This is a genomic window from Marinobacter albus, from assembly GCF_030238305.1.
In the GTDB taxonomy this organism is placed as follows: domain Bacteria; phylum Pseudomonadota; class Gammaproteobacteria; order Pseudomonadales; family Oleiphilaceae; genus Marinobacter; species Marinobacter albus.
Genome location: NZ_JASSQD010000001.1, coordinates 277,177 through 293,769, shown reverse-complemented (window position 1 = coordinate 293,769; position 16,593 = coordinate 277,177). Strand labels below are relative to the sequence as shown.

Genomic DNA, 16,593 nt, shown 5'->3' with positions numbered 1-16,593 from the left:
ATCAGCTGACCGTCCCGACCGTTTCCGGTTCGTCACCACTGACTGTGACGCCGTTGCGACCGCTCTGCTTGCGCCGGTAAAGGGCCTGATCCGCAGCTTCCAGGGCGTCATCACTGGTCCGGAAATCTCCGAGCGGCGCCATCCCGACGCTCAGAGTCACGGAAAATTCCCGGCCACCGCCACTGAATACGATCCCGGACATGTGGTCGCACACGGACTGAAGGACTCGTTGAGCGTCTTCGACAGAACAGTCCGGCAGCGCGACCACGAATTCCTCGCCGCCGTATCGGCCAATCATGTCCGACTTCCTGAGCCTGTGCCGCAGCAGGTTTGCCAGCCCCTTGATGACCAGGTCACCGGTTCGGTGCCCATACCGGTCATTGACCTGTTTGAAGTGATCGAGGTCGAGCATTGCGACGACAGACGTCTGCCCCAGGCGCGTGCACCGGGCATGCTCCTTGTGGATTTCCGATTTGGCCAACGAATGCTTGAGCAGCCCGGTCAGACTGTCCCTTGAGGCCAATTTGTCCCGTTGCCTCGCGCGGTAACAGCGCACTGCAACGGCTCGCAGCAGGAACCTATCGGATACCGGCTTGGTAAGAAAATCATCACCGCCCTGGGACAGGGCCTCAACCTGGAATTCCCGGTCTTCCTCGGAGGAAAGATAAATGATCGGGAGACCCAGCCATTCCGGATCGAATCGAAGCATCCGGGCCAGGTTGAGGCCACTGAACTGCCCCATTTGCACATCCATCAGCATGATGTCGGGCCTGAACTCCGACAGGACACTCAGAATCTGGGCCGGATTGTTCACCCGTCGGACTTCCATCCCGCCGTTCTCCAGTACCAGTCCATAATGTTCCAGCAATTCAGGGTCATCATCCACGATCATGACTCGGCCGGACCGGCCCTCATCGCGTTCTGTAATGAGCCGTTCCATGTAGTCCGCCAGCACCGGGATATCCACTGGCTCACAGACAAAGCCGTCGACACCGCGCTCTGCCAGCGCATACCGCCCGGTAAAGGAATCCTCGGCGCCAATACAGATGATCGGGGGTTTGACCGCCAACGCATCGAGGATCCCACTCTCGCGGATCACAAGTTCATCCCTGACGACCAGGGCGGAAACGCCCGCCGCCCCGTTTGCCAGCGCGCTCTCGATCGAGGAAAAGACGTTGACCAGGAAACCGTAGTGCTCCAGTCCGCAGGTCAGGTCACGGGCCGAATCCGGCTCCGGGTCCACGATAAGCACGACCGAATCTTCTGTTTTATTGCCGAAGATAAGCGGGGAGGAAGGGTCATGGGGCTTGGGCGCCCCCTGCTCCTGGGACACAAGGCTTGCCAGATTCGCAACCCGGGATACGAAGGCCTCATTGACGACCTCACGGACCTGCGCCGTTGTCAGGCCCCGCTCCGGCAGACCATCATCGGTATCGGCCAGCGGCTTTACCAGCCTTTCCAGCGATCGGGCTTCCTCACCAAGGGCTGCAAATCCAAAGGTGCCCGCGGACCCGGATAGTCGATGGAGGGAATGGTAGACCGAAGTGATGTCACTGGCGCAATAATCACCTGCACGAAAGCGTTCCACGGCTCCCTGCAGGAGACCAATCTCTGTCGTTGCTTTTTCCTTGAACCGCAGCTTCAGAAGTTCCAGCTTCCTTGCAACTTCAGATTTTTTCTCTTCAGACATGGCTCTTCAGTGTAATCTGCTCCACTATTCGAATGTGCCAGACTCCGAGAGACATCAAAGCAGTAATTCCAGCAAAGTACCAGAAGGAAGTCGGTTTGCGCTCATTTTCACTGGGCACCCGTATTGCCCTGATTATTCTCGTCGGAACCATTGCGACTGTCGGGTCCGTGCTGCTGATTGCCTACAGTGCCCTGGTTGATGATTTTGAGACCATCCTGACCGAACAGCAGCTGTATGAAACCCGCCGGATTTCAGCAGAAGTTGACCAGCGGTTGCAGTTGAAACTGGATGTTCTGGCGGAATCCGCCAGTATGCTGAGCCATGGCGACCGGTTGCACAGCCTTGAGGACATTGGCGAACAACTTGAGAGACAGCGACTGCTGCAGTCCCTGTTCCCGGACGGAATCCTGGTGTTCGATGACAAGGCCACGGCCATTGCAGAGACGATCTCTGTGCCCGGCCGAATCGGAACGAATTATGCCGACCGGCAACATATCAAAGAGGCTATAGAAACCCGGCAACCGGTCATCAGCCGGCCCATCATGGGCCGCACAACCGGCGTCCCGCTGATTTCCTTCGTCGCCCCCATTGAAACCGACGACGGCGACCTTCTCGGGTTCCTTGGCGGCACCATCAATCTGGGCGAAACCAGCATCATTCCTGCGGAAATGCTGAGCGAAATTTCCAACGACGACGCCAGATTCAAGGTCATCGATACCAACAACTTTCTCTACATTGAAGGTGGACCGACACCCGAAAAAGGTATCCAGTCCTTGCCGCCCCCCGGCACAAACCCTCTGATCGATGCCGCGTTGTCCGGCATCAGCTTTGGCCAGACCCAGGGGCCAGATGGCGAGGTCCTGATATACGCCACCAGTCATCTGCAGAAACTTGGCTGGCAGTTTGTTCGTGCGGTCCCCTTCGACTGGGCCACAGCACCGGCGGAGGCCTCGTTCGGCCGATTTTTGGGGATCAGCCTGGGCATCGCGATGATGATTGCTGTGGTCAGCTATCTGCTCAGCCGGTCAGCCACCACCCCTCTGGATCGCATGACCCGCAAGATCGAGAACATGGTCCGGAATACGTCGGAGGCAGCCCGGCTGGACCCCGTCGGCCCGGGTGAAGTCCGGAACCTCGCCCTGGCGTTCAATCGCCTGATGGATGAACGGGATTCCATTGCTCAGATGAAGGAGCACTTTGTCTCCAACGTGAGCCACGAACTGCGCACGCCCCTGACCTCGATTAATGGTGCGCTGCGACTGATCCAGTCGGGTGCCGCCGGAGACCTGCCTGAACGGGCCCAACAGATGAACACGTTGGCGCTTCGAAACGGTGAGCGACTGCAACTTCTGATTTCGGATTTGCTGGACTTCAGCAAACTGTCTGCGGGCCAGATGGCCGTCACCCTGGGGCAGGAACCGTTAACCCCGATTATCGAAGCAGCAGTGTCGGGCAATCAGGCCATGGCAAACGACCACCAGGTGACTCTGACAGCCGAGTGCGACCCCGGACATACCGTCGTCGCCGATCCTCACCGCTTACGCCAGATCCTCGACAACTTCGTCAGCAATGCCATCAAGTTCTCACCCGCCCGTGGCAATGTGAAAATCCGGGTTCAACCGGGCGGCGACCAGTCACTGCGCATCGTTGTTCAGGACAATGGTGACGGCGTGCCGGAGAGTTTCGTAGAACGCCTGTTCGAGCGTTTTTCCCAGGCGGAAGCCGGAAGCACCAGATCAAACACCGGCACCGGGCTTGGGCTGGCCATCTGCCGGGAACTGATCGCACTGATGCACGGCCGAATCGGGTACTACTACGATCAGGGGGCCAGTTTCTGGATAGAGCTCCCCACTGCCGCACAAAAGGCCTGAAAACACCATGAAAGCGCCGGAATTCACATCCAACGAACTGGGGCGACAGGCCGCCCTGGTCCGTTCCGGGTTACTGGACACCAGCCCCGAGGAACGGTTTGATCGCCTCACTCGCATGGCCCGCAGGATCTTCGGTGTTCCCATTGCGCTGGTCACCCTGGTTGACCGTAACCGGCAATGGTTCAAATCCTGCCAGGGCCTGGACGTTCCCCAGACGCCTCGTGACATTTCGTTCTGTGGCCACGCGATCCTGCATTCGGACCTTCTGGTCATTGAAGATGCCCTCAACGACGAGCGTTTCCACGACAATCCGCTGGTCACCAAGGTCCCTCATATTCGCTTCTACGCGGGCGCGCCCCTGCACAGCGCCGACGGCTTCCGCTTGGGTACGCTGTGCATCATCGATCAAGCTCCACGCCGCCTTTCCGGAGACGACCGCATCCTGCTTCGGGAGCTTGCCGATTGTGTCGAGCGGGAAATCAATCTGCAGGCTGCCTCGGAGTTCTACCAGAATCTCAAGCAGAGCGAGCGGCGGGCCCGGGCGGTGATTGATGGCACCCGGGTCGGAACCTGGGAATGGAACATCCAGACGGGCGAAACTGTCTTTAATGAACGCTGGGCTCAAATCTGCGGATATCGGCTCGAGGAACTGGAACCGGTCAGCATCCAGACCTGGCTCAACCTTGCCCATCCCGAGGACTTACGGGAATCAGAGCGACTGTTGATGGCCCATTTCGCTGGCGACCTCGACGAATACGACTGCCGCTGCCGGATGCAGCACAAGAATGGGCACTGGGTGTGGGTTCATGATCGGGGCCGGGTCTTCGAATGGACCGAAGATGGCCAACCCTTGCGAATGTACGGCACCCATGCAGATGTCTCCGCGGAGATGGCCAATCTGCAGAAGATGCAGCAGCAGAACACCGCCCTGAGCATTCTGAACGACCTTGCACTGGACCCGGAAACGGACGACGACGCACGCATCCGCAAGGCGTTGCGTCTCGGAGCCGAGTACCTGGACATGCCCCTTGCCATTGTCAGCGAGATCACCAGCAGCGTTTACACCGTTCTGTGGTTCAATGCGCCGGAGGACGCCGGGCTTGAGGAAGGGCTCAGTTTTTCGCTTCCCGATACCTACTGCTCGATCATGGTGGAGCAGGACGACAGCCTGGCTATTGAGCACATGGCACGCTCGCCTTACCGGGATCATCCCTGTTACGAGCTGTTCGGTCTCGAAAGCTACGTCGCCGCGCCCATCTACCTCCATGACCGACTGTTCGGCACGCTCAACTTTTCCTCGCCGGAGCCTCGAGAACAGGGATTCTCCGAAACGGAAGTCACGTTTGTCACCCTGCTGGCACGCTGGGTGGCCGGCGTCCTCGAACGGCGTATCAGCGTTCAGACCCTGACCAAACTGGTAGAGCAGACGCCGGGCATGCTTTACCAGTACCGGCTGTGGCCAGACGGCTCGTCGGCGTTTCCGTTTTCAGGACCGGGCATACGGGAAATCTACGGCGTCGAGAGTGAGGAGGTTTCTGACGATGCATCGCCGGTCTTCTCCCGCATACACCCGGACGATCTTGCAACCGTTGGCGCCAGTATCACCGCATCGGCCCAGCAGCTTTCCGTGTGGCAGCAGCAATACCGTACGCGCCGTGGCGACGGTGAGTGGCGCTGGGTCGAGGGCCGTGCAACTCCGGAACTCCTGGCAGACAAGAGCATTATGTGGCACGGCTACATTGCTGATATTGATGACAAAAAACGAATCCAGCTCGCCCTGCAAGAGAGTGAGGACGAACTGCGGCGACTGTTCGAGTTATCGCCCATCGGCATTGCCCTGAACGACTTCCATCAGGTCAGTTTCCTGGATGTGAATCAGGCCTTGCTTGAGCCCACGGGCTACACCCGGGAAGAGTTCATGGTGCTCGATTTCCAGCAACTGTTGCCCGAGGGCGAATTCACCGGATTACGCGGTCGCGCCTTATCGGAACTTGAGGAATCCGGCCGTTTCGGTCCTTTTGAACAGGACATCGTGCGCAAGGATAACTCCACCTATCCCGCGGTTATCCAGGGCCTCCTGATTACCAACGCATCGGGTCGTACGCTGGTCTGGTCGCTGATTGAGGACATATCCGAACGCAAGAAGGTGGAACAGATGAAGAACGAGTTCATTTCCACCGTCAGCCATGAGTTGCGGACACCGCTGACGTCCATTGCCGGCTCCCTGGGTCTCATTGCCGGTGGCGCATTGGGAGCGTTGCCGGAACAGGTGGATCGAATGATCGCCATCGCGGCCCGTAACAGCGACCAGCTGAAGCAACTGATTGACGATCTGCTGGACATGGAAAAACTGGTCTCCGGCAAAATGAAAATTCGCCTGCAACGTCAAACCGTCAGTCCCCTGATTGAGGACTGCATTGATCGCATGCGCACCTATGCCGTTGACCGGGTCATCACCGTCCGCTTTGACGACCATCATCCGGACCAGGAACTCCCCGTTGACAGCCACCGCCTTGACCAGGCCCTGGCCAATCTGCTGTCCAACGCCATCAAGTTTTCCCCGGCACACAGCGAAGTGATCGTGGGAACCCGATTGGACCGGGGGGAGTTCCGCATTCAGGTTTCGGACCAGGGGCCGGGCATACCGAACAATTTCCGGCACCGGATTTTCCAGAAATTTGCCCAGGCCGACAGTTCGAACACCCGAGGCAGGGGCGGCACCGGTCTCGGCCTGGCGATCACACGGGAGATCATGACCCAGATGGGCGGCGGGGTTGGTTTCGAGTCGACCGAGGGTCGGGGCGCAAGCTTCTGGCTCGAGATCCCGACCAGCTAACGGACAGTGAGACGAACGCCATGCCTTCAAAAAATCGGGACAAACTGTTTCATTCGCTGATCTGGGCTTCCCGGCTTAGTGTCCTGTTGTTGATGGTCGCCGTGGCCGTGTCGCTCGATGCTTCCTGGACCAGCCGTCATAAAACCGATGTACGCCACCAGTGGCAGGCGCGGCTTGATGATCTCAGCCTCAAACTTCAGGGCACCATCCTGCAGAACATCCAGACCGTCTGGGGGCTGGCGGCCAACGTGTCCGTGCAGCCCGACATTGACGAAGAGCGTTTTCGCGAACTGGCCGCGGTGATCTTCAGCCTGGCACCGGAACTGAGGAATATCGGCCTCGCTCCCGAATTCGTCATTCGCAATATCTACCCGATGGAGGGAAATGAGGCCGCACTGGGACTCAATCTGACACACCAGAGCATGCCGCCGGACCAGATCAAATTGATGCTCGATTCCCGCCGGGCGGTTTTCAGTGGCCCCATCAACCTGGTTCAGGGCGGCCAGGGGCTGGCGGGCCGCATTCCCATTTTCGACAGTCAGACCGGTGAGTTCTGGGGGGTCGTCTCGGTCATCCTGGACCTGAAGCGACTCTATCGGGCCGCCGGTGTGGTCCCGTTTGACGACGACCTCAAGTTCGGACTGTCGACGTCCGATGACCCCGATAACCGCGACGCTTTCTTCCTGGGGACAGGCTCCAACCGGTGGGAAAGCCCGGTAACGACCAGTCTGAACATGCCCGGCACCCGTTGGACCCTCTTCGCCGAACCGGTCCGCGGCTGGCCCAGTCATCCCGAAGCGCCCTGGCTCGTGCGTGGTTTGCTGGCCCTGACGGTTCTGGTGGTGACCGCCGGCACTTTCTGGCTCACCAACCTGTTGCTGAAAGACCGGAAAATGCAGCGCCGGTTCAAGGGGCTGTTTGAGCTCGCGCCGATTGGCATAGCGCTCTACAGTGCCCATCGCGGGGTGCTGCTTCAGGCCAACCAGGCTTTCAAACGCAGCTTTGGCATCGCAGCGCAATCGCTGACCTTTTTCGACAGCCCCCTCGATCACCACGGCAGGCCTCAGGCTGCCAGACCGGGCATTCGGGACACCCTGAAAAAGAAAGTCCGATTCAGTGGACTGGAGGGCTTTTTCCCCAATGCGGAACAGCAGTTGGTGCCGATGATGCTCCATGGGCTCCGGCTCGATGCCCGCGACAGTGAATCCGTCATCTGGCTCATAACCGAAGACATCTCGGAACAGAAAAAAGTGGATCGCCTGAAGAGCGAGTTTATTTCCACCGTCAGTCATGAACTGCGAACCCCGCTTACCTCCATCTCGGGCTCATTGGGATTGCTTGCCAACAACGCCGCGGGCGAACTCCCGGAACGGGCCTCCAAGCTGGCGCAGATCGCTTACCGCAACAGCCGGCAACTGGCGATGCTGATCAACGATTTGCTGGACATCGAGAAACTTGCGGCCGGAAAAATGACCTTCAAATTCAGCGATCACCGGCTGCCAGAGCTCGTTCAGGAATGCGCTGAAAACATCGACCCACTGGCCCAGGAACGCCGGATAAAACTGGTCGTCGATACCATCGCCCCGGTGGGAGTCCGCGTCGACCGGCAAAGGTTTGACCAGGCCTTTACCAACCTGCTTTCCAACGCCATCAAGTTTTCTCCCGACGGCGCCAAAGTCAAAGTCTTTACCGAAAACTACCGTGACCGGATCCGGCTGTGCGTAAGGGACCATGGAGAAGGGGTGGCCCCGGGATTCCGGGAACAGATTTTCCAGAAGTTCTCCCAGGCGGATGCGTCAGACCGGAGAGCCAAGGGCGGCACCGGGCTCGGGCTCGCCATCACGCGGGAACTGATGGCCCATATGGATGGCAAGGTTGACTACCATTCGACACCGGGAGCCGGTGCCCTGTTCTGGCTGGAATTACCGGTTATTTCGCAGGCAGTCAGGCAGGAAGCGCACTGAGGCCCGACGGAACATTCCGCCGGGCCCCACACTGTCACGCGGGTTTACGCGGACTTGAGCATTTCCCGCACCACGTAGTGCAGGATGCCTCCGTGCTTGAAGTAGACCGCCTCGTTGGCCGTATCGATACGCGACTTCAGCTTGCAGGTGTCGGTAGAGCCGTCTTTGTAGGTCACGGTCATCGTCAGGGTCTGCCCGGGCTCGATGTCGCCAGACAGACCCTCGATGCTGATCGTTTCCTCACCCGTGAGCTTCAGGCTCTTGCGGTCCGTGCCTTCCGGAAACTGCAGCGGCATCACGCCCATACCGATGAGGTTGGACCGGTGAATCCGCTCATAGGATTCCGCCACCACCGCCCGGACACCGAGCAAGCGGGTTCCCTTGGCCGCCCAGTCGCGACTGGACCCGGTGCCGTATTCCTTGCCGGCGATGACCACCAGCGGCGTACCCTCTTCCTGGTATTTCATGGCCGCATCGTAGATGGGCATTTGCTCGCCCGAAGGCACATGCCGGGTGAAGCCACCCTCTACGCCGTCGAGCATTTCATTGCGGATGCGGACGTTGGCAAAGGTGCCACGCATCATGACTTCGTGGTTGCCGCGGCGTGAGCCGTAGGAGTTGAAGTCTTTCGGATCGACACCCTGCGCCTGCAGATACTTGCCGGCCGGTGTATCCGGCTTGAAGGAGCCGGCGGGCGAAATGTGATCGGTGGTCACCGAATCCCCCATCAGCGCCAGGATGTTGGCGTCCCGGATGTCCTCGATGGCTTCCGGCTCTTCCCCCATGCCTTCAAAGAACGGTGGATGCTGGATGTAGGTGGACTTGTCGGACCACTCGTACACCTTGCTCTCGGGCACCTTGAGGGCCTTCCAGGTGGCGTCGCCATCGAATACTTCGGCGTATTCCTTGCGGAACATGTCGGTTTTTACCTTTTCGACAGCCTCCGCGATTTCCTGCTGGCTCGGCCACAGGTCCTTCAGGAAAACCGGGTTACCGTCCTTGTCGACGCCAAGAGGGTCTTTAACCAGATCCAGACGGACGTTACCGGCCAGCGCGTACGCTACGACCAGGGGCGGCGATGCTAACCAGTTGGTCTTCACCTGGGGATGCACCCGCCCCTCAAAGTTACGGTTACCGGAGAGCACGGATGCCACGGTCAGATCACCATCGTTGACTGCTTTCTCAACGGCATCCGGCAACGGACCCGAGTTACCGATGCAGGTGGTGCAGCCATAGCCGACCAGGTTGAAGCCCAGTTCGTCGAGATCGTCCTGGAACCCGCCAACTCTCAGGTAGTCGGTCACCACCTTGGAGCCCGGCGCCAGCGAAGTCTTTACCCAGGGTTTGGTTTTCAGGCCTTTCTGGACGGCTTTTTGGGCGATCAGGCCAGCGGCCATCATCACGCTCGGATTCGAGGTGTTGGTACACGAGGTAATCGCCGCAATCACCACCGCCCCGGGATGCAGGCGGAAGGATTCGCCATTCATCTCGACATCCTGACTGGCGTGGTGTTCATAACTGTCCTCCACGCCCACAGCGGTTTGCCCCCCTTCCGATTCCAGATTGCTCTCCCGGGAGTCTGCCGGCCCCTCGGCGGTCTCCATCAGCAACTCGAACGACGCCTTCATGTTCTTCAGGGCCACCCGGTCCTGGGGACGCTTCGGACCTGCCAGGCTGGCCTCGACTTCGCCCATGTCCAGTTCCAGGGTGTCGGTATAGATCGGCTCATGGCCCGGCTCCCGCCAGAGGCCTTGGGCCTTGGCATAGGCCTCCACCAGCTCGAGCTGATCGTCCTCGCGGCCGGTCAGGCGCATGTACTTGATGGTCTGCTCATCGACCGGGAAGAAGCCGCAGGTCGCCCCGTACTCGGGGGCCATATTGGCAATGGTGGCCCGATCCGCCACCGGCATGTCCTTGAGACCGTCGCCGTAGAATTCCACGAACTTGCCCACGACCCCTTTCTTGCGCAGCATTTCCGTCACCGTCAGCACCAGATCGGTGGCGGTAATGCCTTCCCGAAGCTTGCCGGTAACCTTGAAGCCGACCACTTCGGGAATCAGCATGGACACCGGCTGGCCCAGCATCGCGGCTTCGGCCTCGATACCACCAACGCCCCAGCCCAGAATACCCAGACCATTGATCATGGTGGTATGGGAATCCGTGCCAACCAGGGTGTCCGGGTACGCAAAGGTCTTGCCGTCCTGGTCTTTCGACCACACGGTCTTGCCCAGGTACTCGAGGTTGACCTGGTGACAGATCCCCGTGCCCGGCGGCACCACCCGGAAGTTGTCAAAGGCCTGTTGGCCCCAGCGCAGGAACTCGTAACGCTCCTCGTTGCGCTCCATCTCGATCGCGACGTTGTCCTTGAACGACGACGGATCGCCAAAATGATCCACCATCACCGAGTGGTCGATCACCAGATCCACCGGTGACAGCGGATTAATCAGGGCGGGGTCCTTGCCCGCAGCCTTCACGGCCTCGCGCATGGCAGCGAGGTCAACCACCCCCGGCACACCGGTAAAGTCCTGCATCAGCACACGGGCCGGACGAAACTGGATCTCAGTCTCGGAACGGCGGTCCTTCAGCCATTGCACCATGGCGTCGATGTGGCTGCGATCGACCGTGGTATCGTCCTCGTTGCGGAGCAGGTTCTCCATCAGGACCTTAAGGGAAAACGGCAGCCGGTTGAGATCACCCAGGGTGTCCGCCGCCTTTGGCAAGCTGTAGTAGTGGTAGGTCTTGCCACCCGCATCCAGGCTGGACAAGGTATTCAGGCTGTCTTTGCTGGGACTGTCGTTCGACATGTGGTGCCTCCTTTTCGTCGTTATCCGAACATACCGGAAGGCTGATTGAGCATGGCAAACCCCGCTATACGGGCGCCAAGGAGCCATGCGCAAGCCCTTGCATCAGTGTGCGCGCGACATTGGTTCATACACAATACGGGACAGACTGGTGCAAGGACTCGGAGATGTGAAGTCACCTATAACTATTGCACCGATTGACCAGAGTTCAACTGCGCCCGGTGAATGTTCGGCATTCGTCCAGTGAATGTCCGACCAAGGTCGATGACTACATCTGCCGTTCTCCGTAGAGCTGGGCATAAAGTCCTTCGCGCTGGATCAGCTCGTCGTGATGGCCTTCCTCGATAATCCGGCCATCTTCAAACACGCAAGCACGATCGGCCCGTTTCACCGCACTCAGGCGGTGGGCGATGATCAGGGTGGTGCGTTGGCGCAGGAAGGCTTCCAGGTCCCGGTGCAACTGGAACTCGGTCTCGGCATCCAGGGCCGACGTGGCTTCGTCGAGGATGACCACCGACGGGTCCGACAGGATCATCCGGGCGATCGCCAATCGTTGCCGCTGGCCGCCTGACAGGCGAACGCCCTGGCGCCCGATCATGGTATTGAGCTGGTCGGGCATCATCGCAACGGTTTTATCCAGTTGGGCGATGCGCAGGGCCTCCCAGAGCTCGGACTCGGGCTTGTCACGCCCCAACGTAAGGTTCTGGCGCACGGTGTCATTGAACAGTGCCGGGTGCTGCAGCACGGTGGCTACGTGCTCCCGCAGGCAGGGCAGCCCGATGCGCTGGACCGGCACGCCGTCGATCAGGACCTCCCCCCGCTGGGGCGTATACATACCGAGGATGACCTGAACCAGTGTGGATTTGCCACCGCCGCTCGCCCCCACCACCGCCACTTTTTCGCCCGGTTTCAGGTCGAGGTTTATGCCCCTCAATACGGGCTCGCCGTCGTAGCTGAAATGAACATCCCTGAGGGTCAGCCCCACTGTGTGGCGACCCCGGAACGGGTTTTCCAGCGCCGGATAACGAGGCTCCTCTTCCAGTTCCAGAAGACGGTTGATGCGGCTCAGGGCCGCGTTGGCGGCGAACCAGGCATACTGCATGTTCAGCATCTCCTGCACCGGGGTCAGCATGAACCAGAGGTAGCCAAATATGGCGAACATCATGCCGATGCTCAGATCGCTGAATAACACCGTCACCATGGCCGCGCCCCGGAACACATCAACCCCGAACTGGAACAGCGCGAAGCTGGCCCGGGAAGCCGCATCGCTGCGCCACTCGAACTGGATGGCATGGTCCCGAACCGTGCGGGCCCGATCGATCAGCTGGCGCAGGTAGTGTTTTTCCCGGTTCGCCGCCCGGAGCTGGTGGATGGCATCCAGGGTTTCGGTGAGATCGCCCTGGAACGCCTCATACGCCGCGTTCTCCCGGCGCTTGAGTTCCTTGACCCGCTTGCCAATCAGGATGGTGGCAAAGATCACCAGCGGGTTGAACAACAGAATGAGCAGGGCCAACTGCCAATGCACCCACAACAGGACCAGCGCCGTCCCGGTTACCGTCAGGCTTGCCACCAGGAAGCGACTGATGGTGGTCCCCAGAAACTGGTCCATGGTGTCCAGGTCGGTAATGAAATGACTGCTGATTCCACCGGACCCCCGGGTTTCGTATTCAGACATGGCCACCCGCTGCAAACGACCGAGTAACCGGGACCGGATCCGGAAGACCACGTCCTTCGACACCTTGGAGAATTCCCGGGACTGCAAGACATTGAAGGAAAGCGCCGCCAACCTCAGAGCAAACGCCGCCAGCACCATCAGGCCAATGTAGACCACGGGCTGCTGCCAGGCTTCCGGCAGCAATCGGTTCATCACCGGCAGCACCGGCCCCGCTTCCTCCAGCAACACCTCGTCCACCAGCACCGGCAACAGCAGGGGCACCGGCACACTCATCACCGTCGCCATGATCGCCAGCAGGTTCGCCTTGACCAGGCGCGGCTTATGCTTGAGCGCCAGCGCGAAGACATCACGCCATTGGTAATGGCGCTGCGCGCTGTCGATATCGATGGAACGGCTGGTGCGTGGTTGCTGGTCCAAGACTCCTCCGGTTTGACTGCCTGCCCTGACCCATACGTCGGGGTTCTGACAATAGTCTACCTGTTAACCGGTTTGCTGCGATTGCCAATAACATCTGTCATCATTGGCCCTCGATCTCTTCTGACGGACCAGGACAAAGGCCAACCGTGAAACACGATTGCGATTACCACCCGGGCTCCCCCGCCAAATGGCACTGCGGCGAGTGCCAGATGCATTACTGCAGTCGCTGCATGCCGGATGCCGACACCCGTAACCGCCGGGCCCTCTGCCCCCAGTGCAGCAAGGCCATGCGGTACCTGGGCGCTGCCACCGAAGTGGTGCCGTTCTGGAACCGCGTCGGTGCGTTTTTCCGTTACCCGTTCCATAGCGATCCGCTGATCGTCATCGCCGTTTGCACCCTGGTTCCGGTGGTCGCTCCGGCCAACCTGATTGGCATCCTGATCTGGCTGGTGCTCGCCTTCGCCCTGTTCAAGTATACCTACGCGGTGATCAACCATACTGCCGAAGGCCACCTGAAACCGCCCCCGGTTTCCGTCGCATTCACCGGCAGCGGCTTCGACATTGTCATCCTGCAATTGCTGGTGTTTGTCCTGATGGGCGGACTGGTGGCGGCGGCGGGCATGGTGGGGGGGCCGCTCCTGATGATGCTCGCCCTCGCCTTCGTGGTGCTCGCCATGCCCGCGAGCATCATGGTACTGGCCATGGAACGCTCGGTGGGCGCGGCCGTCAATCCGATGAACCTGGCGATGCTCATTTCCCGGATCGGCAGCCCCTATTTCCTGCTCTACGGCTACCTGATCCTCCTGACCCTGGCCTCGGGCGCTGCCCAGGATTTCGCCGTCAATCATTTTCCGTTCTGGGTCTCCCAGCCCTTGGCCGGTTTCCTGAACAGTACCTTCACCCTCATCCTGTTCCACATGCTCGGTTACCTGTTGTTCCAGTACCAGGAGGAGCTGGGATTCGCCTCCGACCTGCAGGACGGGCCCACAGGCCAGGACAACCGTGAGCGTGATCGCAGCGCGCGTTTCGACGCCGACATCGACATGAACCTGAAGGACGGCAACTACGACCGGGTGCAGTCCATGCTCAAAGAAGCGCTCAAACGCGACCGCGACAACGCCCTTCGTATCAGCCAGCTGTACCAGCTGCTGACCGCCCGCAACGACCTGACCGAGCTCTATCGCTACCACCCGCGAATCCTTGGCTGGCTGGCCGACCGCAACGACGGCGATGGCATGGCAGCCATGCTGGCATCCCTGCAAACCGCCGAGCCCCAGTTCCGCCTGGAGGATCCGGAGTTGGCCGTACGTTGCGCCCGAGCCCTCTACCATCGCGGCCAGTTCAGGCCAGCGCTGAAACTGCTACAGGACTTCCACAAGCGCTTCCCGGACAGCGACCAGCTGGCGCCGGCCTACCTGCTGGTGGCACAGACACTCGCAAACGGGCTGAATCAGTGGGAGAAAGCGACCGCGTTCCTGACGTTCATCCAGAAACGCTGTTTGAACCATCCGCTGCACGAACAGATGGCGACTTACCTGGAACAGGCGGCAAAGCGCGAGCCCCTGAAAGGACCGAAGGCAACCTTCGCAGTAAACGACTAGGCCTGAAGCAACTGCCGGTAATGCCGGGCCTTGGGCGCCATCTGGCGTTTCTCGAACTCTTCCACCAGAAGCCGGCAGGCCTCTGCGGTAAGCACCTCTTCTCCGGTGCTGCGCAGGCGCTCGAACGCCTTCTCGGCAGCCTTCAGGTCCTGTTGTTTGAGACTGGTGAACAGCACCCGGTTGTGATCCTCGGCGCTCAGCGGCTGGTGGCATTCGCCTTTACCCAGGTAGTCCTGCCAGACCTCGATCATCTGTTCCGGCTGCCGTCGCGCCATCGCATCGTTCATCAGCTCGCGGGTGCGGTCCCGATATTCCGGCAGATCGGGACGAAGCTTCGCCAACCGGTACAGATGCTCCAGCAGTATCGGACGGTCCGGATAATGCTCACGCAGCGCCTCGAACTGCCGGCGCGCCAGATCGAACTCCATACGCCCGAGACTGGCCATGGCCTGGGCATAACCATTGGTGAAACGGGCATCCTGCTCCTCCGCCTCAGGCTCGAAGAACTCTTCCCGAACCTGCAACCAGCTGCGCCCCAGCATCCAGACCAGCCCCGCGCCGGCAATCAGGCCACCGGCGTGGGCCATGTAGGCGATGCCAGTGGCCCCGGCAAACCAGTAGTCGTAGATTTCCTTGCCCAGCCAGACCGGCAGCATGGCCAGGGCCGGCGCCCGAAAATAGTTGAAATAGACTCCGAGAAAGTAGAAAAACCGGATTTTCTGCAGGCCGTAGATGGCCACATACATCCCCATCAGCCCCGAGATGGAACCGGAAGCGCCCACCAGGGGCACCGGGCTGCCCGAGGAGAAGGCAGTGAAGACCAGCCCGGACAGGGCACCACAAAGCAGGTAGGCGACCAGGTAGCGGGCCGGTCCCAGGGCTTTTTCGACGGTGAATCCGAGCAGGAACAGGAACACCAGGTTGCCGATAATGTGCCCCCAGCCACCGTGCAGGAACTGATAGGTGATCAACGTGTACAGGGACAGCTCAGACGGGACCAGCCCGAGTTCAAAGGAGCTCAGCCGTTGGATGAATCGGTCCTCGATCGGCGTCCGTTGCTCGTTCCAGCGGGCCCGGTCGCCGGCGGACCAGATAACCGACTGGTTTTCCTGAAGGTACTGGTAGAACTCCCGGTCCATCAGCAGGTTCACCGCCAGCCAGAACTGCTCGTTGTCGTCCCGCAGTTCCTGGAATTGCTGGAGTTCATACACCCGGTCCTGGGCGCCTTCAAATCGGATCTGGCGCTGGAGGTAATCCTCATACACCGGTGCCTCGAGTGACTGAAGCTCGGACTCCAGGTATTGAGACACGGCCTGCTCGAGCTTCTGGCTATCGCCGCCCTGGTAAAACAGGAAAACCAGCAGGCAGGTCAGCATCAACCCAAGGGTGACCCAGGGCGGGCGTTTCCAGTTAACGGCGTTCTCGGCGGGAATAATCAGCATGGGCGGTCACAATTCATCACAATCTGTCCCTGAAAACCTGTTTTTTACCACAGTAAGGCCTTCTTTTCGCGCTCAAATAGTATCCGGCGTCAAGGCAAAGCCGATGCAAGCCCGGAAATGTGTCCGGTTCGATGGTTTCTCGCTGCCCCTGTCACGGAAGGGTCACAGAAATGCCATTTAATCAGGCCATCAGGGAGCGGACATGCCTTATCGACCATTCGCCAATTGCCGTTATTCCCGCCCAAGACAATATTGAGTGGGAATAACAAGAAAAACCGGATACTGGAATCAAGGAT

Annotated in this window: 8 protein-coding genes; 4 read left to right on the top strand and 4 right to left on the bottom strand. The window is 59.9% G+C overall.

Annotation, left to right across the window (positions count from 1 at the left end):
• Nucleotide 1: 1 nt before the first annotated feature.
• Complete coding sequence (locus QQF73_RS01375) at nucleotides 2-1,690, bottom strand: diguanylate cyclase (protein WP_219867206.1); 1,689 nt, start codon at nucleotides 1,688-1,690, stop codon at nucleotides 2-4.
• A 95-nt stretch (nucleotides 1,691-1,785) separates the two neighbouring features.
• Here QQF73_RS01375 and QQF73_RS01370 point away from each other — a divergent pair, with 95 nt between their 5' ends.
• From QQF73_RS01370 to QQF73_RS01360, 3 genes are read left to right on the top strand one after another with little or no spacing between them, the layout of a single operon-like run.
• Complete coding sequence (locus QQF73_RS01370) at nucleotides 1,786-3,561, top strand: sensor histidine kinase (RefSeq protein ID WP_219867207.1); 1,776 nt, start codon at nucleotides 1,786-1,788, stop codon at nucleotides 3,559-3,561.
• A gap of 7 nt (nucleotides 3,562-3,568) precedes the next feature.
• Entirely contained in the window at nucleotides 3,569-6,397 is a 2,829-nt protein-coding gene (locus QQF73_RS01365; protein ID WP_219867208.1) for a PAS domain-containing protein, read from the top strand.
• Between the two features lie 20 nt (nucleotides 6,398-6,417).
• Entirely contained in the window at nucleotides 6,418-8,361 is a 1,944-nt protein-coding gene (locus QQF73_RS01360; RefSeq protein ID WP_285366978.1) for a sensor histidine kinase, read from the top strand.
• A gap of 44 nt (nucleotides 8,362-8,405) precedes the next feature.
• Here QQF73_RS01360 and acnA read toward each other — a convergent pair whose 3' ends face one another.
• Together acnA and QQF73_RS01350 are read right to left on the bottom strand one after the other, a co-directional pair.
• Nucleotides 8,406-11,165 (bottom strand): aconitate hydratase AcnA, encoded by a 2,760-nt coding sequence (gene acnA / locus QQF73_RS01355; protein ID WP_219867210.1) that lies wholly within the window; start codon nucleotides 11,163-11,165, stop codon nucleotides 8,406-8,408.
• Between the two features lie 265 nt (nucleotides 11,166-11,430).
• Nucleotides 11,431-13,224 carry an ABC transporter ATP-binding protein gene (locus QQF73_RS01350; RefSeq protein WP_416383208.1) on the bottom strand — a complete coding sequence of 598 codons (1,794 nt, stop codon included), beginning with the start codon at nucleotides 13,222-13,224 and terminating at the stop codon, nucleotides 11,431-11,433.
• Between the two features lie 176 nt (nucleotides 13,225-13,400).
• On the opposite strand from QQF73_RS01350, the gene QQF73_RS01345 reads away from it, so the two are divergent.
• Complete coding sequence (locus QQF73_RS01345; RefSeq protein WP_219867211.1) at nucleotides 13,401-14,855, top strand: hypothetical protein; 1,455 nt, start codon at nucleotides 13,401-13,403, stop codon at nucleotides 14,853-14,855.
• On the opposite strand, the gene QQF73_RS01340 is transcribed toward QQF73_RS01345, so the two are convergent.
• Nucleotides 14,852-16,297: a rhomboid family intramembrane serine protease gene (locus QQF73_RS01340; protein WP_285366975.1), complete on the bottom strand. Its 1,446-nt coding sequence runs from the start codon at nucleotides 16,295-16,297 to the stop codon at nucleotides 14,852-14,854. The genes QQF73_RS01345 and QQF73_RS01340 overlap by 4 nt on opposite strands.
• Nucleotides 16,298-16,593 lie beyond the last annotated feature (296 nt).